The 20395-nt window shown below is 37.4% G+C and carries 21 protein-coding genes and 1 pseudogene; 7 read left to right on the forward strand and 15 right to left on the reverse strand.

What is annotated here, in order from left to right; genetic code table 11:
• Nucleotides 1-185: 185 nt before the first annotated feature.
• Nucleotides 186-335: a 50S ribosomal protein L33 gene (rpmG, locus tag HNP81_RS03390; RefSeq protein ID WP_028391797.1), complete on the reverse strand. Its 150-nt coding sequence runs from the start codon at nucleotides 333-335 to the stop codon at nucleotides 186-188.
• A gap of 226 nt (nucleotides 336-561) precedes the next feature.
• Nucleotides 562-1173, reverse strand: a complete 612-nt coding sequence (locus HNP81_RS03395) for a hypothetical protein (RefSeq protein ID WP_152534730.1) — start codon at nucleotides 1171-1173, stop codon at nucleotides 562-564.
• A 346-nt stretch (nucleotides 1174-1519) separates the two neighbouring features.
• Here HNP81_RS03395 and HNP81_RS03400 point away from each other — a divergent pair, with 346 nt between their 5' ends.
• Together HNP81_RS03400 and HNP81_RS03405 are read left to right on the forward strand one after the other, a co-directional pair.
• Nucleotides 1520-2035, forward strand: coding sequence for a hypothetical protein (locus HNP81_RS03400; RefSeq protein ID WP_246399230.1), 516 nt, complete (start codon nucleotides 1520-1522; stop codon nucleotides 2033-2035).
• Nucleotides 2032-2490, forward strand: coding sequence for an endolytic transglycosylase MltG (locus tag HNP81_RS03405; protein ID WP_182501570.1), 459 nt, complete (start codon nucleotides 2032-2034; stop codon nucleotides 2488-2490). Before HNP81_RS03400 ends, HNP81_RS03405 begins: the two co-directional genes overlap by 4 nt.
• Before the next feature lie 40 nt (nucleotides 2491-2530).
• Here HNP81_RS03405 and pstB read toward each other — a convergent pair whose 3' ends face one another.
• The 8 genes from pstB to HNP81_RS03445 all read right to left on the reverse strand — a co-directional run bounded on the left by pstB (nucleotide 2531) and on the right by HNP81_RS03445 (nucleotide 12052).
• Nucleotides 2531-3301 carry a phosphate ABC transporter ATP-binding protein PstB gene (gene pstB / locus HNP81_RS03410; RefSeq protein WP_376766717.1) on the reverse strand — a complete coding sequence of 257 codons (771 nt, stop codon included), beginning with the start codon at nucleotides 3299-3301 and terminating at the stop codon, nucleotides 2531-2533.
• 66 nt (nucleotides 3302-3367) lie between these two features.
• Nucleotides 3368-4249, reverse strand: coding sequence for a phosphate ABC transporter permease PstA (pstA, locus tag HNP81_RS03415; RefSeq protein ID WP_182501572.1), 882 nt, complete (start codon nucleotides 4247-4249; stop codon nucleotides 3368-3370).
• Nucleotides 4249-5214: a phosphate ABC transporter permease subunit PstC gene (gene pstC, locus HNP81_RS03420; protein WP_034301603.1), complete on the reverse strand. Its 966-nt coding sequence runs from the start codon at nucleotides 5212-5214 to the stop codon at nucleotides 4249-4251. Before pstC ends, pstA begins: the two co-directional genes overlap by 1 nt.
• 78 nt (nucleotides 5215-5292) lie before the next feature.
• Nucleotides 5293-6264, reverse strand: coding sequence for a PstS family phosphate ABC transporter substrate-binding protein (locus HNP81_RS03425; protein ID WP_182501573.1), 972 nt, complete (start codon nucleotides 6262-6264; stop codon nucleotides 5293-5295).
• A 426-nt stretch (nucleotides 6265-6690) separates the two neighbouring features.
• Nucleotides 6691-8853, reverse strand: coding sequence for a peptidoglycan D,D-transpeptidase FtsI family protein (locus HNP81_RS03430; RefSeq protein WP_182501574.1), 2163 nt, complete (start codon nucleotides 8851-8853; stop codon nucleotides 6691-6693).
• 299 nt (nucleotides 8854-9152) lie between these two features.
• Nucleotides 9153-10373, reverse strand: a complete 1221-nt coding sequence (locus tag HNP81_RS03435) for an MFS transporter (RefSeq protein WP_028391805.1) — start codon at nucleotides 10371-10373, stop codon at nucleotides 9153-9155.
• A 228-nt stretch (nucleotides 10374-10601) separates the two neighbouring features.
• A complete protein-coding gene (locus HNP81_RS03440) occupies nucleotides 10602-11210 on the reverse strand; it encodes a superoxide dismutase (RefSeq protein WP_028391806.1) in 609 nt (202 codons plus the stop codon).
• 359 nt (nucleotides 11211-11569) lie between these two features.
• Nucleotides 11570-12052, reverse strand: a complete 483-nt coding sequence (locus HNP81_RS03445) for a DUF456 domain-containing protein (protein ID WP_028391807.1) — start codon at nucleotides 12050-12052, stop codon at nucleotides 11570-11572.
• A gap of 188 nt (nucleotides 12053-12240) precedes the next feature.
• On the opposite strand from HNP81_RS03445, the gene HNP81_RS03450 reads away from it, so the two are divergent.
• The 3 genes from HNP81_RS03450 (at nucleotide 12241) to ispG (ending at nucleotide 15455) form a co-directional block, all read left to right on the forward strand.
• A complete protein-coding gene (locus HNP81_RS03450; protein WP_182501575.1) occupies nucleotides 12241-13029 on the forward strand; it encodes a DUF1189 domain-containing protein in 789 nt (262 codons plus the stop codon).
• Between the two features lie 744 nt (nucleotides 13030-13773).
• Nucleotides 13774-14097, forward strand: coding sequence for a protein YqfZ (gene yqfZ, locus HNP81_RS03455; protein WP_182501576.1), 324 nt, complete (start codon nucleotides 13774-13776; stop codon nucleotides 14095-14097).
• 251 nt (nucleotides 14098-14348) lie between these two features.
• A complete protein-coding gene (gene ispG, locus HNP81_RS03460) occupies nucleotides 14349-15455 on the forward strand; it encodes a flavodoxin-dependent (E)-4-hydroxy-3-methylbut-2-enyl-diphosphate synthase (protein WP_182501868.1) in 1107 nt (368 codons plus the stop codon).
• 57 nt (nucleotides 15456-15512) lie between these two features.
• Here the strand turns inward: ispG and HNP81_RS03465 are convergent, their stop codons facing one another.
• Complete coding sequence (locus HNP81_RS03465) at nucleotides 15513-15842, reverse strand: DUF4190 domain-containing protein (protein WP_034301606.1); 330 nt, start codon at nucleotides 15840-15842, stop codon at nucleotides 15513-15515.
• A 307-nt stretch (nucleotides 15843-16149) separates the two neighbouring features.
• Between HNP81_RS03465 and HNP81_RS03470 the strand changes: the two genes are divergently transcribed.
• Complete coding sequence (locus HNP81_RS03470; protein WP_182501577.1) at nucleotides 16150-16722, forward strand: 5' nucleotidase, NT5C type; 573 nt, start codon at nucleotides 16150-16152, stop codon at nucleotides 16720-16722.
• A gap of 109 nt (nucleotides 16723-16831) precedes the next feature.
• On the opposite strand, the gene HNP81_RS03475 is transcribed toward HNP81_RS03470, so the two are convergent.
• From HNP81_RS03475 to HNP81_RS03485, 3 genes are read right to left on the reverse strand one after another with little or no spacing between them, the layout of a single operon-like run.
• Complete coding sequence (locus tag HNP81_RS03475; protein ID WP_028391813.1) at nucleotides 16832-17248, reverse strand: Fur family transcriptional regulator; 417 nt, start codon at nucleotides 17246-17248, stop codon at nucleotides 16832-16834.
• 15 nt (nucleotides 17249-17263) lie between these two features.
• Nucleotides 17264-18103 carry a metal ABC transporter permease gene (locus HNP81_RS03480; RefSeq protein ID WP_182501578.1) on the reverse strand — a complete coding sequence of 280 codons (840 nt, stop codon included), beginning with the start codon at nucleotides 18101-18103 and terminating at the stop codon, nucleotides 17264-17266.
• 17 nt (nucleotides 18104-18120) lie between these two features.
• Nucleotides 18121-18888: a metal ABC transporter ATP-binding protein gene (locus HNP81_RS03485; protein WP_220478486.1), complete on the reverse strand. Its 768-nt coding sequence runs from the start codon at nucleotides 18886-18888 to the stop codon at nucleotides 18121-18123.
• Nucleotides 18889-19080: 192 nt separating this feature from the next.
• Here HNP81_RS03485 and HNP81_RS03490 point away from each other — a divergent pair, with 192 nt between their 5' ends.
• A complete protein-coding gene (locus HNP81_RS03490) occupies nucleotides 19081-19341 on the forward strand; it encodes a DUF2624 family protein (protein ID WP_028391816.1) in 261 nt (86 codons plus the stop codon).
• A 155-nt stretch (nucleotides 19342-19496) separates the two neighbouring features.
• On the opposite strand, the pseudogene HNP81_RS03495 reads toward HNP81_RS03490, so the two are convergent.
• Nucleotides 19497-20090, reverse strand: a pseudogene (locus HNP81_RS03495) (nitroreductase family protein); the annotation flags it as partial.
• Between the last annotated feature and the right edge of the window lie 305 nt (nucleotides 20091-20395).

Consider the following 20395-nt stretch of genomic DNA (forward strand, 5'->3'; position numbering starts at 1 on the left):
TCCTTAACATAAATAAAGTGAAACTTCAATCAGTGGGATGTTTCTACCTGTTAATGCGGGATAAAGATCGCTCGTTTTTGTCAGATCTATTCAAATTTTCAATTAATTAACTTCGTATTGTGCTACGTTTTGCATAGCAAAACCATTTACTTCATAAAAAAAACAACAGGAGAAAACCCTGTTGCTTACTTTGTTTCACGGTGTGTAGTTGAACGTTTTTCTCTTGAGCAGTACTTTTTAAGCTCAAGACGATCTGGATTGTTACGTTTATTTTTTTTAGAAATATAGTTACGATCTCCACATTCAGTGCAAGCTAATGTAATATTCACGCGCATGTGTATTTCCCTCCAAACATATTGACGTTTTCACATAGGACTTTTCTATAATAGCATTTTTTCTATGCAAATGCTAGTCTGTTTTTTGAGAAATATCATTATTAAATCCAACTATCCATCAGGAGATTTATAGGTTGTTTATCATCCACCTATTATTTCATTATTTCTCAAAACAAAAGCTGTTGTGTGGGATTATAGCCTGTAAAACCCGGGCAAAACACTATTATTAATCGGGAAGTGCAGAGAGTAGTTGATCATGCATAAACAATGCTTCCTCTTTCGTCTTTGTATGGATGACCCAAGCGACTGCTTCAATACATTCATCAGGTTGAATTTCCGGTTCCAAGGAAAAAATGCTGCTCACTTCTCCTTTTGCAAGCGGTGAATAGGAAAGAATTCCGTCTTTAAGCGATTTAAAACAGCCATACTGATACAAGCTTCCTTTCCCTTGAATACAATACTGCGAGATTCCCTTTCCTTTTACAAGCCCACCAAGCAAGGCGACTGACTTTTTGCCAATGTGTAAGATAGCCTTCTCACCTGGGCAATAAAAGGCAACATTTTGAGGATCCCGCATGTTTTCATAATGAAATACCATTTTAGGTGATTTTAAAAAAGCAGATGTATTTTTTATCGTACATCTCACAAATGAGATATGCTGTTTTGAAAAAGATTGGATCAACGAGCGCATTTTCCCCCCTGAATTGACAGCCATTTCTTCTTCAGAATACCAGTCAAATTCTCCGTCAATCCATATGCCGGTTTTTAATTGCTTCTGGAAACCATATGACTCATTTCCCTTTGGTAATGTTTCGTAAGCAGATAATGTGTTCATCATGATTCTCTCCTTTTCAATAAATGTAAGCGCTTCAATCTATCAGTACAAAATGAGACCTACAACCTTAAAGCTGTGCGTCCGTTCAATAGTTAGAATAATCAGTTTTTTATTACTCTAATGGTAGCACTGAATAGCATTCCGTACAATAAACGCATTTTGTCGAATTTCATGACTCCTTTTCCTTCTAAGTAAAATAGTAAAAAATTTTTTCTATAACAAAGCATTTTGTTTTATTTAAGTTGAATTCGACAACGTTTCAGACAAATACCGGTTTATTTTTTATTATTATGCTCAATGTTTCGGAAACTTGCCCAAATTTGCAAAAAAATGTGGTAAATTAAGAAAAGTGACTGAACGGTTAACGCCAATTCCCTTTGTTTTTACCGTCCTTGAACAGCATCCTTTGCTCAATGAATGGTCTATTTATCGAGATATCAGGATAATTAAACAAACAAATGACCCAATTAATAAATACAGAGGTGAACGTATGGAATATCTACTAATTGGTCTTTTTACATTTTCGATTATTCTTTTACTAATTTCCTTCTTCAAAAAAGATCATGTAAAACTTGAAGAAGAAATGGAACAAATGGCCATTACGCATATGCAAGAAATGTATCAAATTAAAAAGAAAATAAAAATATTGGAAGAAGAACTACTTATTCAAGAAACTCCTTCATCGTATGCAGTACAACAACCAACCAACACTGTATTACAGATCAATGAAATTCTTAAAAGCCAGGTGCTCTCACTATATCACCAAGGACTATCTCTTGAGCAAATAGCCAAACAATCTACCTTATCAATGGATACGGTCATCACTGTCATTGAAGAAGCAACAAAAGCGAGGATCAAAACATGAATAAATCTACAATTCGAGCATTTGCAGCAGGAATCATATTCACTTCTGCTTTTGTTGGAGGCTATTCATATGTACTCCCTGTTGAAAAGAATACCCATCTAACAGTTGATGAAGCTATAAGAATCGTCGAACAAAGCGGTTACAAAATCCAGACTGCTGAATCTGACCAAAAAGAACTTGTAAGCAAGCCCGAACAGGTTAGTAAGCCTATATCTGAAGCTAAACCTGAATCAATAGAGAAACCTTCCACTATTACTTATACGTTAATCGTAGAATCTGGGATGACACCTGAGAAAATAGCTGAAGTACTAGAAAAAGAGGGTATCCTTGAAAATGGTGTAGTGTTTCTCCAATACTTAAAAGAAAATCAATTAATCAAACGTATTCAAATCGGACAATATACATTTACACCTAATATGGAAATTACGGAAATTGTTAAAAAGCTGACTGAATAGTGAATACAAAAAAGAGGATGTCGTTACATCCTCTTTTTCATTAACCAAATCTTCCACTAATATAATCTTCTGTCCGTTTGTCAGTAGGGTTTGAAAAAATCGTTGTTGTATCACGATATTCGACAACCTCACCGCTTAAGAAAAAGGCCGTACGGTCTGAAATACGTGCAGCTTGCTGCATATTATGCGTAACGATGATAATACTAAAGTCCTTTTTTAGTTCCTGTATTAGTTCCTCTACTTTTAATGTCGAAATAGGATCCAAAGCGGAAGTAGGTTCATCCATCAAGATTACATCCGGTTCAATGGCAAGGCAACGTGCGATACAAAGACGCTGTTGTTGTCCCCCTGAAAGTCCATAGGCATTCTCTTTAAGACGATCTTTCACCTCATCCCAAATCGCTGCACCACGTAAACTTTTTTCAACAATTTCATCAAGAACCTTCTTATTTTTGATTCCATGGATTTTGGGTCCGTACGCAATATTTTCATAAATAGACTTTGGAAATGGATTTGGCTTTTGAAATACCATTCCTACTTGAGTACGTAAATCTTCCACTCCATATGATTTATCAAGAATATTACGTCCTCTATATTGAATTTCACCAGAAGTTTTTACCCCAGGAACCATCTCAATCATGCGATTTAGCGTTTTAATATACGTTGACTTACCACATCCTGATGGGCCAATGATAGCTGTAACTTCATTTTCATATAAATCCAAGTTGACGTTTTTTAGCGCATGTGTGCTTCCGTACCATAAATTCAAATCGGTTGTTTTATAGACAAATTCTTTTTCCATATGTGTCATTTGAGTTTTTTCATCCTGTTCACTTTGGGATCTTAATAATGTAACATTCATTTGCTGTTTCCTCCCTTAATATCTTTTCTGGAAATGATTTCGAATGAATACCGCTATCGAATTCATCAGGATTAATAAAACAAGCATAACAAGAATACCAGCCGCTGCTACATCTTGAAATTCTGTTTGAGGACGGGATGTCCAGTTGTAGATTTGCATAGGTAATACAGTGAATGTGTCCATGATTGTTTTAGGTAAAAAGGCGACGAACATCGGAATTCCAATAACGATAAGCGGCGCAGTTTCACCAATCGCTCTCGATAGAGCCAAAATCCCCCCCGTTAAGATTCCAGGAATCGCAGCAGGTAATACAACTTTTAAAACAGTTTGCCACTTCGTAGCTCCCATCGCAAAAGATGCTTCCCGTAGTTCTTTCGGCACAGATCGGATTGCTTCTTGTGAAGCTACAATAATGACAGGAAGAACGAGAAGGCTCATCGTTAATCCTGCTGCTAACACAGAACGCTCTAATGCTAATGCTCTAACGAAAATGGTAAGCCCCAGTAGTCCAAAGACAATCGAAGGGACACCAGCAAGATTGGAGATATTAAGTTTAATGAATGATGTGAATTTATTTTTTTTCGCATATTCTTCTAAATAAATCGCTGTTCCGACACCAAGTATTAACGAAACAGGAGCCACGACCACCATAAGCCAGATTGTACCAATGAAGGCAGCCTTAATTCCTGCATTTTCCGGTCTTCTTGATGCGAAATTTTGGAAGAAATCCAAATCTATATAGCCAATTCCTTGGGTAATAATTCTGTAGAACAATACTCCGAGTACTAACAATCCAAACAATGTAGAAAGGAAAAACAATCCTTTAAACATTTGGTTTCTGATAATTCTACTCGACATTTGTTTTGCAATGATTTCTTTATCTACTAACTTTTGCATTAATATTCCTCCTTAAACTTTCGTGTGATGAACTGTGCAAACAAGTTCATAAACAGTGTAAAGAGGAACAAAGTCATTCCTACTGCATATATACTATAATAAATGGTCGTTTGATACCCAGCATCACCTGTGCTCACCTGAACAATATACGCCGTCATCGTCTGAATGGAAGATGTGACGTCAAAACTAGCGTTCGGTGTTGAACCACCTGCTACTGAAACAATCATCGTTTCACCAATTGCTCGAGATAATGCAAGAACAACTGATGCAGTAATACCAGATACTGCTGCGGGTAAAATGACCTTAATTGTCGTCTCTAATTTAGTGGCTCCAAGCGCAAAGGCTCCTTCGCGAATTGAACGTGGTACAGACGACATGGCATCCTCTGATAAAGAAGCAACCATTGGTGTAATCATAATTCCCACGACAATCCCAGGGCTTAATGCATTAAATGTTTCAAGACTTGGAATCAACTGTTTTAATATTGGCGTAACAAATGTCAGTGCAAAAAATCCATACACGATAGTAGGGATACCAGCCAATACTTCTAAAATTGGTTTTATGATTCTACGTGCTTTTTCAGAAGCATATTCACTCAAATAAATGGCTGTTGCCAAACCAATCGGGACTGCAACAACCGCTGCAATTCCTGTTACTTTTAAAGTACCCACTACGAGCGGCATAATTCCAAATGATGCATCTGTCGCAGAAAATGGATACCATTTTTTATTCGTGAAAAATTCAATAATTGATACTCTGTCAAAAAAAATAAATGTTTCAAATATTAATGTGAACACAATGCCAATCGTTGTCAAAACCGATAGCACCGCTGTTAATAAAAGTAGTCCGGGAATTAACTTTTCAAAATTAAAGTGATTTTTTTTCTTTAATCGTTTCTCTGTTATCATTTGCTGCACTGAGTATTCTTTCTGGTTACCGCGTGGCAATCTGAAAACCCCTTTCATCATAGCCAAAAGGATGGCGGGTTCATCCAGGTTGTACCCGCCATCTTTTCATTTTTTGTTATTCTTATCTAACTAAACTTATTTTGTAAGTTCAGCAAGTTTTTCTAAATCTTTTTTATAATCTTCTTCAGGTAAGCTGATATAACCAACTTCTTCTGCCATTTTACCTGCATTTTCAATTGCGAATTTTGTGTAATCTGCAACTTGTTCTTTTTCAGCTACTGCTTTATTAGATACATATGTGAAAACTGTTCTTGAAAGTGGTGCATAGTCCCCATTTCCAATTGTTTCATGAGTTGGTTCAACTGGACCATTTCCATTATCAATGCTTACATCTTTAAGCTTGTCTTGGTTTTCTGCGTAATAAGCATATCCAAAGAAACCAATCGCATTTTTATCACCTGATACACCTTGAACAAGAATATTGTCATCTTCTGAAAGTGTTGCATTTGAAACAATTGGTGCATCCTCTAAAATTACTTCGTTGAAATAATCATATGTTCCTGAATCTGTACCTGGAGAATAGAATTTAATTTCTTCTTTCGGCCACTCTGGACGGATATCAGACCACATTTTTGCTTTGCCGTTATCTACCCATAGCGCTTTTAATTCTTCCACTGTCAAGTGGTCTACAAAATCATTATCAGGGTTAACTACAACTGTTATCCCGTCAAATGCTAATGGTAATTCAGTATATTCGATTCCGTTTTTATCAAGCTCTGCTTTTTCTTCATCTTTCACTGGGCGAGAAGCATTGCTTAAGTCTGTTTCTCCTGCAATGAATTTCTTAAATCCGCCACCAGTACCTGAAAAACCAACAGATACTCTTACATCTGGCTGAACTGCTCCGTATTCTTCAGAAACAGCTTCCATGATTGGGTATACAGTAGAAGAACCATCAATAATAACTTCTCCAGAAAGTTTTGCACTTGTGTCCCCAGTAGTACCAGAAGTACTTTCTTCTTTAGTAGTGTCTGAGCCGCATGCTGTTGCTACAGCCAATACTCCAGTTAACATTGCTGTTAAAGCGAAACCTTTAAACTTCTTCATTTACTTATTCCCCCTGATATCTTCATTGTTTGTTTCTACAAACTAAGATTACTATCTTACTGTTAACGAACATTAAACCATTTGTAAATTTTGCGTAAACTTCTGTACGAATTTTGTAAACAGCCAACAAGAATTGAGTCGAATTAGCGAGAAAAAACAATTCTATTCGTTATTTATGCCCGCTTTTACAGATAGATATTTATGTGCACGACAGTCTACTCCCAATCCAACGATGAAAAAAGTTCAGGTTCTCAAATTGGTCACCTTATGAAGGTGGCAGTCCGGAGCTAATTTTTGCGAAGTTCAGTCCCTTTTCCAAAGAAAAAAGGCCTGACACCACAGACTCTATAAATAGTACAATGTGTTCGATGTACTATCTATAGGTCGTGAAGTCAGACCCTTTTCAGATTCTCTTTTACCAAATGTTTATTCGTTATTTTGATTTATTTCCGCCTGCTCTTGTAGAACTTCCTTACTATTAGTCACCTTCGTCTCTGAAGTCGCCTCTGTTTGACCTGCCTGTTGGCGAGTTTTTTTCAAGTCGAAATAAGTATCTAGAGCAAATTCAGCCAATTTTCCATTCAAGCCATTACTAGCATGACCTTGATAAGCCCAAGGAACAACCACTGCAAAAGCAACTTCAGGATTCTCTGCTGGTGCAAAGCCAACCATGCTAAGGCTCATAGTCGCTTGAAGTTCTTTATATTTATCTTTGTTTGGTCCATCATAAAATGCTTGGGCCGTACCTGTTTTGGCACCTACCGTATAAGGTTTATGACCAAAGTATTTATATGCAGTTCCCCCCTGTTCCATGGCAACCAATTTAAAGCCATCCTGAACTCGCTTAATCCAGCTATCCTTCATATCTAGCTTATTAAGTACTTTTGGGGTTATTTCGCTAACTACTGCACCAAGTTCTGTATTATCATCAACAGGATCGTGTATTTCTTTCACCATATGTGGTTCCATTCGATAGCCGCCATTGGCAATCGTTGACACGTATTGGGCCAACTGCATCGGAGTATACGTGTCATACTGTCCAATTGATAAATCGAGCAATTTACCCGGAAGTACTTCTCCACCTTTGTACCCAACCATTTCATTTGGCAAATCAATACCTGTTCTCGCACCTAGCCCAAATTGGGCAAAAGAATTTCGCATCGTATCAAAAGTGCTTGGGGGAATATTCAGCCCCCTGCCTGGAACATATTCTGCTCCAGCTATGGCAATCGCTGTTCTAAACATATATACGTTAGAGGATTTTTTCAAAGCTGTTAAGTCATTTATATTCCCCATATTTGTATATGAACCTTTTGAAAGGTTTTTAATATTTAACCTTGTATCGTAGAAATACGTATTTGGATGAATAGCACCGGTTTTATATCCAGTCAATATCGTTGCACCTTTTACACTAGACCCAACTGTATAGGAAGATGATATATTACCAAGTGCATAATCATTGATCGTTGGTCTACCTGTTTCCTTATCAATAGCATATTGCTTCCCAGCCATTGTCAATATTTCACCCGTTTTCGGATCCATTAAAACAACAAAGGCCCGATCGAGGAATTTCGTATTACCTGCTTTTTTAGCCTGAAGTAATTGTTTCTCAATTTCATTATCAATTGCTTGCTGAAGATCCATATCAATAGTTAAGACTAAATCCTTCCCACGCTGTCCTTCAGATACAATTTGGGATTCAACAACATTCCCACCCTTATCTGTAATATTCTTCACTTTCGCTTTATTGCCTTGAAGCACGTCTTCATACTGTAATTCGAGATAGCTTTTACCTACTCGGTCGTTCCGGCTATACCCGCGAGAAAGGAAATAATCAAGACGTTCACTCGGTAAACCTTCGTCTGATGATGATACTTTACCGAGGACGGATTTCAATGTTTGACCAAAAGTATATGTTCGATCCCAGTCCGTTGTAATGTTTACACCTGGCAAAGAATCAAGATTTTCACTTACCCGTGCGAATTCTTCCTCGGTCACATCTTTGTTTTTAACAATTTGTGGTGTTAGTGCATAGCCGCTTGAGAATTCACGGTAAATGGCAAGCACTTCAAGCTCGGCATCTGTAAAAGAATTGATTTCTTCCTCGGTAATTCTCTCAATTTGAAGCTTGTATAAATCTTTTTGTTCAAGTTCGCCTTCGGTAACCTTTTTTCGATCGGCATCGGTAATTTTCGCTTCGGCTTCATCCGGATGTTTAAGGATCCAGAAATCTTTTCTATCTCGTAGCGTTATTTTATCCGTTTCTTTATTAATTAGTTTTGCTAGTTTTTCTGCAGTGTCTAGCATATCCGTTGCTCTTGTACCCTGGCTTCTCGTATAAGTAATAGCGTCCAATGGCTTATTGTCGACGATCACGTTTAAATTTCGATCATACATTTTCCCACGAGGAACTGGATTGTTCACTGTCACTTCTTCCGTTCTCTCAATTTCTCTTTTATAATCATCCCCATAAACAATTTGAACAAGTCCAAGACGGAGAATTAGTACTGAAAATAATAGAAAAACAGCAAAGAAAAGTAGATTTAATCGTAAAGGAACATGAGTCTTTTTCTTCTTTTCTTTTGACACGCTAAGCCACACATCCTCTTCTAAAAATAGTAATCTATCTTATTTTATATAACTTGAAAGAGAATATCTAGTTTATTTACTGCTTATTTATTTTGTCTTACAGGTGTTTTGGCTTCTCTCTAGAATTGATGTACTTATTAGTGCCAGAATGTTTTATTACGAGCTGAATTTCCTCGAGCAGGAACTAAAAATGCGTGGGGCCTACTTTCATTAGCAGTAAAAAGGGCGTAGACCTCGCGTTTTATGTTATTAAAACCTTATTTATTCGCGAGGTCTAACCCTTTCTCGTCATTCGTATATTAAGCAGGGTGGTCCATCTGAATTTTTCTAACAAATAAATAAATAATTGTATGTCCTGAACCAACGATCAATAAAAAGATAGGTAAGCTTTTTACCGGGTCAAAATAGATGACAGTGAGGATAAAGCTCGCAATAGAAACAATTCGACCAAGCAGGATGTAGAGTTCTCTTACTACAATATATTCAATCCTTAACTCTGCAGCCTGCCATGCACGACCAATAATATCGTAAGTTAAAGACATATACGGTACTAGTAGAATTGGATAAGCAATCGCGATCGTCGCCGCGTAAAAAAGCAGCTTGGCATAGGTAACATCGAAAGCAATTAAGAACACGCCTGCATATAAGAGTATTCCGCCAAGCAAGATTGATTTCTTCCTCATTTTTTGCTTAATATATCTTGCCGCGAAATAATAAGCGATAAACGAAAGGATTGAATTCACCATACTGTAATTTCCTAATGCTAGTTCACTTCCCGTTTGAATGAAAACAAAAATCGAGACGACAAACATAAATGTTCCTTCACGCAAACCTTGGAAAAAGTGTGCATACGTAATTTGACGCCAATTATCATTATTTTTCCTTTCTTTAAGTGTACGCAAAAATAAGTATTTCCCATGTGCTGGCCGTCTTTCTAAAGAAAAACTAAAATATACCGCTATCGCAAATAATAACAATGATACAGCGAAAATTATTGTGTACCCTGTAAATTTTTCCATCTTGGAAATGATAAAGCCCGCGAAAATAGGTCCGATTATTCCTCCTGCAGAAGTAAGCAGTCCTAAAAAACCATTGAAAAAATCACGTGTTTCTGGTTCTGTAATTTCAAATGTTAACACATTAAAAGCAAGCCAGTAAAACCCATACCCTATTCCAAGTAATCCACCTAATAAGATTAGAAAATGAGTGGCCTGTGTGCCAATTAAGAGAACAGCTAAATAAAAAGCAGCTAAAAATATTACACCAAGCCTCAAAACTATAACCCGGTCCACCTTTTTGGCAATTCTTCCAGCAAACACAAATGTGAACGGCTGAAAGAGTGCCACGGACAAATTATAAATGCCGATATCCACGTATTCTCCAGACTGCTTCCAAAGAAATACATTTACAAACGTATTTGAGAGCGCAATACTCATGCTGTATAGTCCGCCGATAATTAGCAAAATCCGTAAATCCCGATTAATCTCCAAGTCTCCAGTCCATTTTTTTATAATGCCCATATTTTAACTCTCCTTTAATTACTTTTATAGTGTTTGAAAAACAATGGACATTTATTTAAAGGAGAGGTTATTTCAAAATTTTTCCTCCAAGTACAAAAAAAAGAGGAGGTCCCGGGCCTGAACCACATCAACTATCTATCGTTTTAAGTCGTGAACATGACACGAAAAACGATGGATAGCGTGTGAGGTCAGACCCTTTTGGGACATCCTCTTTTTTTAATACCCAGCTTATTTTGCTGCGCTGTAACGACTTGCTACTTCATCCCAGTTTACAACGTTCCAAAATGCGTTGATGTATTCTGGACGACGGTTTTGGTAGTTCAAGTAGTAAGCGTGCTCCCAAACATCTAAACCAAGTAAAGGTGTTTTACCTTCCATGATTGGAGAGTCTTGGTTAGGAGTGCTTGAAACTTCTAGCTCACCATTGTTTACTGAAAGCCAAGCCCAACCAGATCCGAAACGAGTTGTAGCTGCTTTAGCGAATTCTTCTTTGAAGCTGTCAAAGCTACCGAATTTAGATGTGATTGCATCCGCTAATTCACCAGTTGGCTGTCCGCCACCGTTTGGTGAGATGATTTGCCAGAATAATGAGTGGTTAGCATGTCCACCACCATTGTTGCGTACTGCAGTACGTTTCGCTTCAGGAACTGCATCAAGGTTCGCGATTACTTCTTCAACACTTTTGCTCAAAAGTTCTTCATTGCCTTCAAGTGCAGCGTTTAAGTTTGTCACATACGTGTTATGATGTTTAGTGTGGTGAATGTTCATTGTTTCTTTGTCGATGTTTGGTTCTAACGCATCATATGCGTACGGTAATTGTGGAAGTTCGAATGCCATAATAAAATTCCTCCCTATGTAACTTAAGTTTTTTTACGATGTAGAATTGCTCATCTACTACTCGTTTAAATTAGAATATCAAAGTTTTGGTAACGTTTCAAACGTTATGCTTCAGCATTTACAAAATCTTAATCGGTTAGGCACTGTTAAACTTTCCTGTTGATTTTGCTCCAGGCGTTCGCTTCTAGTGAGCGGTCAAGAAGTATTCTCGGCATCGCGCCTGTGGGGTCTTCTTTGACTTGCTTCCCCCGCAGGAGTCTCACTCCTTTTTGGCTATTTTTTATTACAATAATTTAAATTAGCCATTTTTTTTGATTTAACTTGACAATCGGAAGATTAGTGCAAAACGTACCCACTCATTATAAAACAGTGAACAAGAAGTAAATGACCATAAACAGCTGGATAATACTCTTTGTTACAACACTACCAACAAAACCAATTACTGAACCAAATCCTATTTTTGCTGCTACGACTGGGTTTTTTTGATGTACAACCATCTCCGCAATGACCGCTCCTAAGAAGGGACCAATGATAATTCCTAAGAACGGGATCAGAAACGGGCCTACAAGGATACCGATTGTACTTCCCCATATGCCTGCCTTAGAACCCCCGAACTTTTTCACTCCTGCTAAATTAGCTACATAATCTGCGCCAAATAACAGGAGAACCAATAATATTTGTATAGTCCAGAACCCCCAATTATAAGGCTCAAAGGAGTAAAATATACCATACAACAAAATACCTCCCAATATAAACAGCACACTTGGGATAATCGGGTAGACTAGACCAATAAAGCCGATCATAAACACGATAGCTATTATGAGCCAAAATACGATATCCATTTTCATCCTACTTTCTAAAAACAATCTTTCTGGCTATATTTTCCCCATACCTGCTTATCATTGTAAAAATAATTCGTTCAAATTCATTCTATACCTATCTTTAAATGACTTTCAGTTGTGTTCTTTGTGACACCTCGCTAAAATGAAAAAGATATAAAGAAACCATTATATAAAAAGGGCTGTGAAGAATGAATATTTTCAAACAATTTATTTTAAGCTTATACTCACCGAAAAGCATTGCAAGTTTTCGAAACCAAGGAATCGGAAAAACGATCTTGTTCATCTTTTTCCTATCACTCGTTTCCATTATTCCCTCTGGCTATTATTTCAGTACGACAATCTCTTCAAGCATTCCTGCAATTAAGTCAACATTTACGGAAGTTTTGCCTGAATTTACAATAAAAAATGGAGTACTTTCTGATGCTAAGAAAGATCCCGTGATTATTGAGAAGGATAATATGACGATTTATATGGATGACAGTGGTGAAATAACTGCCCAGCAAATTGCTCGCGAATCCATTACTGCTATCGGATTTTTACAAAATGAATTAGTCTTCGCTACAGGTGGAGAATTCCAATCGGCGTCTTACTCCTTGCTTGAAGGACAAACTCTCTCAAATAAAGACATTGAAAAGATGCTAGATACAGCTTCATCCATTTTGCCTATAGCATTAACCGTTTTAGTTCTAGCAATGTTCCTGTTTACATCAGCACTGTTGTTCATAAAAGTATCCATCTTTGCTATGTTTAGTTTACTTTTCAACAATTCACTTAGGTTAGGTCTCTCCTATCGTCATCTCTGGAGAATTACAGCTTACAGTGTTACATTATCGACCGTCTTTTTTACAATCATGGCTGCCTTCCAAACGGTTGTTCCATTCGGTTCGATCATTAACTGGTTCGTTACTTTTGTCATGTTGTATTTATCTCTAAAAGAAGTACCGAAAAACAAAGATGGAATCGAAAGTATTCGATAAAGTGAAACTTTAATCAGTGGGGGGCTGCATCCCCCACCTATCTTTTTTTAGGGAGCTTACTCATTAATTGGAATTACTGCTTCTATACTTTATCTACATCATATGCATTATGATTTCCACCATTATGTTTGATTTAGCCATTGGGCTAAATGATTCTCTTCAAACCCTTCATACTAATAGATTTTTCCCTACATGCAATATTTCGGCAACTAATTCTTGTAAAAAAACTGCCCAATTTTAGGCATAGTACAAATGGTTTTACATATACATGAAATAAAGTAAAACTTCAATCAGTCGGTTTTTTCTTCATCCCCACTGGTGGTTAGTCCCGTTCTACTGTTGATTCCATGAATCACAGATTTAGTACGCAGAGTCCTCATATCTTCGTCTATGTGGCCCACTCTCTATAGGCGCAAACTATAATTCTGCGTAACTCTCAGTAAGATTCACTTTGTCATAGCAATCGAGCATTTATGGCAAAAAGCGAGGCGACCGACGTGGGAACGTCTCCTAAGATCGCTCACGTCCTGTGAGCAACGGAGACGCCATCACATTCTGTGATAGCCCGATAAGCATAGGATGGAATATGGCACAAAGTATTACAGCTTATAACCTCGAGGGGCTAGGAGCCGAAACTAGATTAGGCAGTTAATCCCCACCTACGCTTCTTCGATTACTCTTAGCCTTGAGGAGGGGACTTGACTTTTCGTTAATGCGGGATAAAGACAAGCTAGGGGGATATCCATGAAAAAAATGCTGCTCTTCTTATCGATATGTTTTACTGTTTTTATCATTTATTACGATCTGACAAATGGAACTCTCCCTACTAAGTCCACTGTGAAATCCATAGAAACTAGTTCCGCTCCTGCTTCAGAAATTATCCCGATTCCATATAAAGAAATTAAGATACGTGCAGGTGATTCATTATTATCTATTATTAAAAAGCAGGAAGGTACACTTCCTCTTTCCATCGAAACCATCATTTCGGATTTTGAGAATTTAAATGGGATTAAGCCTGAAGCCATGCAAATCGGCCATACGTATAAAATTCCTTTCTATAACGAATAATAGAAATTTCACTGAGTCGGCAACTTTTTCTCAAATGATTGTTAATCCGGTTTTACCGGCAGTAGTTTGTCCCCTACCTACCCTCTTTGTACCTCTCAGGCTTTTAGGTGTGGGTTTGATTTTCGTTAATGCGGTCTAAAAGATTCAATCCTTGTCAACTGACTCATAAGATTGTTACAATAGGTAAAGCGGTCATTAAGACGTACCGAAATATGATTTTTTCCTAAAGGAGAGAATTCCACGTGAGTGAAATAATACATCGAACGAAAACACGCCCAATTAAAGTTGGAAACTTAACAATTGGCGGAAACAATGAAGTAATCGTACAAAGTATGACAACAACAAAAACGCATGATGTTGAAGCAACAGTTGCGGAAATCCTGCGTCTCGAAGAAGCCGGATGCCAAGTTGTTCGTGTTGCCTGTCCTGATGAACGTGCAGCGAAAGCTATACCAGAAATTAAGAAAAAAATTAACATTCCACTTGTCGTGGACATTCATTTTGATTATAAGCTTGCTTTATTAGCTATAGAAGGCGGAGCAGATAAAATCCGGATCAATCCGGGTAATATCGGTCGTCGTGAGAAAGTAGAAGCTGTTGTAAATGCGGCAAAAGCAAAAGGGATTCCCATTCGAATTGGTGTAAACGCTGGGTCGCTTGAAAGACGGATTATTGAGAAATACGGCTACCCTACCGCTGATGGAATGGTAGAAAGTGCACTTCATCACATTAAAATTCTGGAAGACCTTGATTTCCATGATATCATCGTTTCCATGAAAGCATCTGATGTAAACTTAGCCATTGAAGCATATGATAAAGCTTCTAGAGCGTTTGATTACCCGCTTCACCTTGGAATCACTGAGTCAGGAACATTATTCTCTGGAACTGTAAAAAGTTCAGCAGGACTTGGTGCGATCTTAAGCAAAGGTATCGGTAATACGATGCGTGTTTCTTTAAGTGCTGATCCAGTTGAAGAAGTAAAAGTTGCTCGTGAGCTATTGAAAGTATTTGGTCTTGCCTCAAACATGGCAACACTTATTTCATGCCCAACTTGTGGCCGAATTGAAATTGATCTCATCAGTATTGCTAATGAGGTAGAAGAGTATATTTCAACCATTAAAGCACCGATTAAAGTATCGGTCCTTGGCTGTGCCGTAAACGGTCCAGGAGAAGCGAAAGAAGCGGATATCGGAATTGCTGGAGCACGTGGGGAAGGACTATTATTCCGTCATGGGAAAACTGTCCGTAAAGTACCTGAGGAAACAATGGTAGAAGAACTGAAAAAAGAAATCGATCTACTTGCAGAAGAATATTATGCAAAACAACGTGCTGAAGCTGAAGCCGAAGCTGCGAAATAATAAAAAGATAAGGCCTGGAATAATCCAGGCCTTTTTCTTTGCCCCTAATTTCATCCTTTAAAAGAACGGCATAATAAAGATTCCGACGATAATGGAAACAACTCCAACACCAATTGCCCATGCCCCAAGGGTTGATGCTCCTCTTCTACGAGCAATGAATCCAAGGATAATCCCGACAATTCCTAAGATTACTGGCATGAAGAACAGAGAGAGAATGGACACTATCAATGCAAATGCACCAAACCCTGTTCCTGTTTTTCCGTCATGGTCATCACGCTCTCTTACTGAGTAAGCACGGTTACCCATTGGTTCAGCAAATTCAGCGGATGTTTCCTCATCATACCGGTGGGAAGAAATGTCTTTCTTCTCAGTTACTACTGGCACCACTGTCTCAGTCGCTACTGGTATAGTCTCATAGCTACGATTTATGTCTGATATGACTACCTGATCTTCCTCATCCAGTGCCGTTGTATCTAAGTGATTCTCCACTGTCTCAAGCTTTTTGGATTTCCTCTTTTCATCATCCATGCTGGAATATCGATCTTCTTCCATTCGTGCATCCCTCACTTTCGTTTATAGGAGCATTTATAGTGTATGTGATAATCGTCAAAAACCTCATGAAAATTATTTCTTTGCATGGTTACATTTACTAGTGGTACACTTGAAGTTAAATGTAATAAGGAGGATAAATAGCTTGCGCAAACGACTAGGCATTGATATCGATGGAACAATTACTAGACCTGATACATTTGTTCCATATTTAAATAAGGCTTTTCAATTATCACTTACATATGAAGAAATGAATCAATATGATTTTAATCCTTTTGTTAATATTCCCGAAGAAGAATTTTCTAAATGGTTTATCGAGAATGAACCCATTATTTATGCCGAATCCATTCTTGTAGACGGTGCAAAAGATGTTTTGCATAAATGGGCTAATAGGCATGATCTTTACTTTATTAGTGCTAGAAATAATGCAATGTTGGATGTGACTGAAACTTGGTTTTCAAAGCAAGAATTACAATACAATCATATTGAATTGATTGGATCACACGATAAAGTAGCGACTGCGAAGAAATTTGAGGTCGATCTTTTTCTTGAAGACAAACATGACAATGCGGTAGCCATTGCAGAGGAATGCAATATTCCAGTATTATTATTCGATACACCGTACAATCAAGATCCCATTCCTAATGGTGTAATTCGTGTTTACCATTGGCATGAAGTGGAAAAATGGGTGGAGAATTGGTTAAAAGTTTCATTATAATTGCAAAGAGGATGTCTCACAAAGGTCGGACCTCGCACTCTAAATCAGTATTTCGTGTTTACTGAATTTAGTTGTTGCGCGGTCTGACCCTTTGATTTGGGACATCCTCTTATTGTGTAACACAGTTCGGACACTTACCATAAATTTCGAATTTATGACCTGAGATATCATAATCTTGCAGACTTTCGTTTAAGTCATTCATTGGACAAGTATCAATCTCTTTCGTTTTTCCACAATCTAAACAAATGAAATGATGATGGTGGGAATGATGGCCACAAGTAAAACGAAAATGCTTCTCACCTGCTAATTCTGTTGTTTCAAATACCCCTAAATCCACAAAAAGGGAAAGATTACGGTAAATCGTATCAAAGCTAAGTCCAGGGTAATCTGACTTCATATTCTCAAGAACATCTCGCGCCGTTAAATATTTATCACTTGAAGAAAATAATTGAAGCATTTCTTCTCGTTTCCCCGTGTGCTTATAGCCTTTATCTTTTAATAATTGCATTGCTGTTGTTACGTTCATAATAATCACCCTACCTTACGCAAATCGTGTTTTGATTTTTCCTATAAGAATCGAGAGAACTAATATTAATACAGTAAGCATAACAATAGTACCACCAGGTGCAAGGTCGAGATAATACGATAAAAACAATCCAGAAATGACGGAAATCTCTCCGAAGATCACCGAATAAAATATCATTTGCTTAAAGCCTTTAGCAAAACGAAGACTAGCCGCAACCGGTATCGTCATTAGAGATGAAACGAGCAAGATCCCCACAATCCGCATGGACGCAGCAATGACAAGTGCAACCATTACTATGAATATAAAGTGAATGGCTTTTGAAGGGATTCCTGATGCCTTTGCGTGCTCTTCATCAAAAGACAATAAGAAGAGCTCTTTATATAATAAGACTAATGTTAATACAACGAAGATAGCAACAATAATGATAAGTTGCAAGTCTGTTCGGCTGACGGCACTGACACTGCCAAATAAATAGCCATATAAATCTGTATTAAAGCCGTTTGCAAGCGAAATAAAAATCGCACTTAAACCGATTCCACTCGATAAAATAATCGGTATCGCGAGCTCCTTAAAATGTTTATATACATTTCTCAACTTTTCAATAAATAACGAACCGACAACGGAAAACGTCATGCCCATATACAATGGATTTAGTCCCGCTAATGCAATAAAGTTCTTTTCTAATAATAAGCTAAATGCAATTCCTGCTAGGGCGACATGGCTAAGAGAATCCGCGATCATCGACATTCTCCGTACCACAACGAAAACGCCGATTAAGGGCGCCAAAGCACCAATAATCAAGCCTGTTAGAAATGCATTTTGTAAAAATTCATACTGCAAAATACCCGAAATCATGGGTGACCTCCAACCTCTTAATGATTATGACTGAGTAGCTGCACTCCATGACCGTATATAGAGGAAAGCTCTTCTTCATTTAATTCATTGTATTCACATGCATCTCCATGGAAATGCAATGTTTTATTAATGCACGCGACATGGGTAACTTTATCCGTTACAGTTGCAACATCATGAGTAACTAAAATAAGTGTGATCCCTAATTGTTTATTCATCATATCAAGAATTTCATAAAATTGTTGGACGTTTTTTTGATCAACACCTACTGTTGGTTCATCCAAAATCATCAATTCCGGTTCACTGACGAGAGACCGAGCAATGAATACCCTTTGTTGCTGCCCTCCGGATAACTCCCCAATATTTCGATCTTTAAAGCTAAGCATGCCGACAGACTCCAGCGCTTTGACAACTTTCTTTTTATGTTCTTTGCGAGGAATTTTAAATAAACCGATTTTTTTCGTTAATCCACTTAGCACCACTTCAAATACCGTTGCCGGAAAGCCAGTATTAAAAGAATTAGCTTTCTGCGACACAAAGCCAATCTTCTGCCAATCTTTAAATTGACGGATCGGTTGTCCAAATAATTCAACTTCCCCTTTTTGTATCTTTAACACACCGAGAATTAATTTCAGCAATGTAGACTTTCCCGAACCATTCGGACCAACAATGGCTAAAAAGGCCCCTTGAGGTACTTGAAGTGAGACATCTTCTAAAACCAGATCTTTTGAATATTTGTAGGAAATATCCTCAACCTTGATAATCGGTATCCCTTTGTTATTTCCCAATCTAATCACCTATTTTATTTTTATAAGAATCGTTACGATTTACATAAAGTAGTATATAAGAAATACGGCTACTTGTAAAGGAACTAAGATTTTTAGCTAAGAAAATTGCCTGTATTATCTATAAAGTATGGTTCATTTCAGCTCACTTCCATCATATGTTAACCATATGTTAACAAAAAGGAGGTTCAATTGATGAAATTATTTGAAACGATGATTAACCACAAAATTAATAAAATTAAGGCCCATGAATTGCAATCCATTGCCAGTCAGCACGGAGTCAGACTTACTCAAAACGAAGCGAACAATATTAGCAAAATTCTGGCAGGGAGAAATATTAATGTTTTTAATCCCTCGGAGCGCCAACTTGTACTTAACGAAATTGCAGAAATTGCTGGTACAAAAACAGCTAATCAAATCGCAAGGCTATTTACCCAACTCACAGCGAATTTTTAAGAATATGGTCTTGAATTGAAATTCTATCAGGTGTACCTCACACCCTATACAATGTTTATTATACCTATTTATATAAACAATTGATAGCAGATGTGAGGTCACCCTTCTGTTCTCGTCCAGCCTCTTTATTCTCTATTCACTACAGAACGTACTGATTATAAGTACTTTACAAATTCAGCGACTGGTTTTCGGTACCCTCTTGGCTTTCTACTCTGAATTTTTTCTTTACCAATCGCAATCATTAGAACTGGTTCATATTGATCGGATATTGATAGCAACTTCTTTAACTGGTCTGGATCAAATCCGATCATTGGGCAAGTATCCCATCCCTTGCTTTTGGCCGCCAACATAAACAACATCGCTGATAAAGATGCATTTCGTATCGCTTCATCTCGTTGAAATACTTCTCCTCTACTTTCATAAAGAGACAAGACATCTTGAACTTCATGATCATATTCTTGCTTGCTTAACATGCCCAGCATAAGGAGGCCTTCATATATACGCTTAGCATCTTTAAACGCTTTTTTATCGCCCAATACGATCAAAACAGCTGATGCTGTACCTACTTTGTATTGTCCATTGGCTGCCTTTTTAACACCTTCCTTTAACTCCGGATCCATTACAACTAGATAATTCGTATGTTGCAAATTGAACGCTGATGGCCCCATTTTAACTAGCTCAAAAATTTCATTAAGTTCCTTCGCAGTAATCGAATGATTGTCTAAAAAATTATGTACCGAACGTCTCTCTTAACAACTGATCAAATAATTCCACTTCATTACCCCCGAATTATCCTTACTTTCTAAAAGGTTTATTAGTATAAATCGTGTTTTCTCTATCATCTACATTTACTTCAATTCATTTATCTTGAATTATTTTATTATTGCTTCATTTATTACCTGTCAACAAAAGTAAGTGAAAGCTGTAAAGGGATTAATAGTTGATAAAATCGTAAAAGGTCAGGATCCACCCAAATATACAGTTAACGTGTTAAACACACTTTTTAACACCTGCATATTATGGTGAATTCTGACCATTAGATTTTAAAATAGGT

Origin of the sequence: Peribacillus huizhouensis (genome assembly GCF_014138605.1) — a bacterium.
GTDB classification, from domain to species: domain Bacteria; phylum Bacillota; class Bacilli; order Bacillales; family DSM-1321; genus Peribacillus; species Peribacillus huizhouensis.

Coding starts and splice junctions, on each gene's coding strand:
- rpmG (WP_028391797.1), bottom strand. CDS start 335: ATGCGCGTGAATATTACATTAGCTTGCACTGAATGTGGAGATCGTAAC.
- HNP81_RS03440 (WP_028391806.1), bottom strand. CDS start 11,210: ATGGCATTCGAACTTCCACAATTACCGTACGCATATGATGCGTTAGAA.
- yqfZ (WP_182501576.1), top strand. CDS start 13,774: ATGAAAAAAATGCTGCTCTTCTTATCGATATGTTTTACTGTTTTTATC.
- pstA (WP_182501572.1), bottom strand. CDS start 4,249: ATGCAAAAGTTAGTAGATAAAGAAATCATTGCAAAACAAATGTCGAGT.
- HNP81_RS03435 (WP_028391805.1), bottom strand. CDS start 10,373: ATGGGCATTATAAAAAAATGGACTGGAGACTTGGAGATTAATCGGGAT.
- HNP81_RS03490 (WP_028391816.1), top strand. CDS start 19,081: ATGAAATTATTTGAAACGATGATTAACCACAAAATTAATAAAATTAAG.
- HNP81_RS03445 (WP_028391807.1), bottom strand. CDS start 12,052: ATGGATATCGTATTTTGGCTCATAATAGCTATCGTGTTTATGATCGGC.
- pstB (WP_376766717.1), bottom strand. CDS start 3,301: ATGACACATATGGAAAAAGAATTTGTCTATAAAACAACCGATTTGAAT.
- HNP81_RS03450 (WP_182501575.1), top strand. CDS start 12,241: ATGAATATTTTCAAACAATTTATTTTAAGCTTATACTCACCGAAAAGC.
- HNP81_RS03480 (WP_182501578.1), bottom strand. CDS start 18,103: ATGATTTCGGGTATTTTGCAGTATGAATTTTTACAAAATGCATTTCTA.
- HNP81_RS03395 (WP_152534730.1), bottom strand. CDS start 1,173: ATGATGAACACATTATCTGCTTACGAAACATTACCAAAGGGAAATGAG.
- HNP81_RS03425 (WP_182501573.1), bottom strand. CDS start 6,264: ATGAAGAAGTTTAAAGGTTTCGCTTTAACAGCAATGTTAACTGGAGTA.
- HNP81_RS03405 (WP_182501570.1), top strand. CDS start 2,032: ATGAATAAATCTACAATTCGAGCATTTGCAGCAGGAATCATATTCACT.
- HNP81_RS03475 (WP_028391813.1), bottom strand. CDS start 17,248: ATGAACGTAACAACAGCAATGCAATTATTAAAAGATAAAGGCTATAAG.
- pstC (WP_034301603.1), bottom strand. CDS start 5,214: ATGAAAGGGGTTTTCAGATTGCCACGCGGTAACCAGAAAGAATACTCA.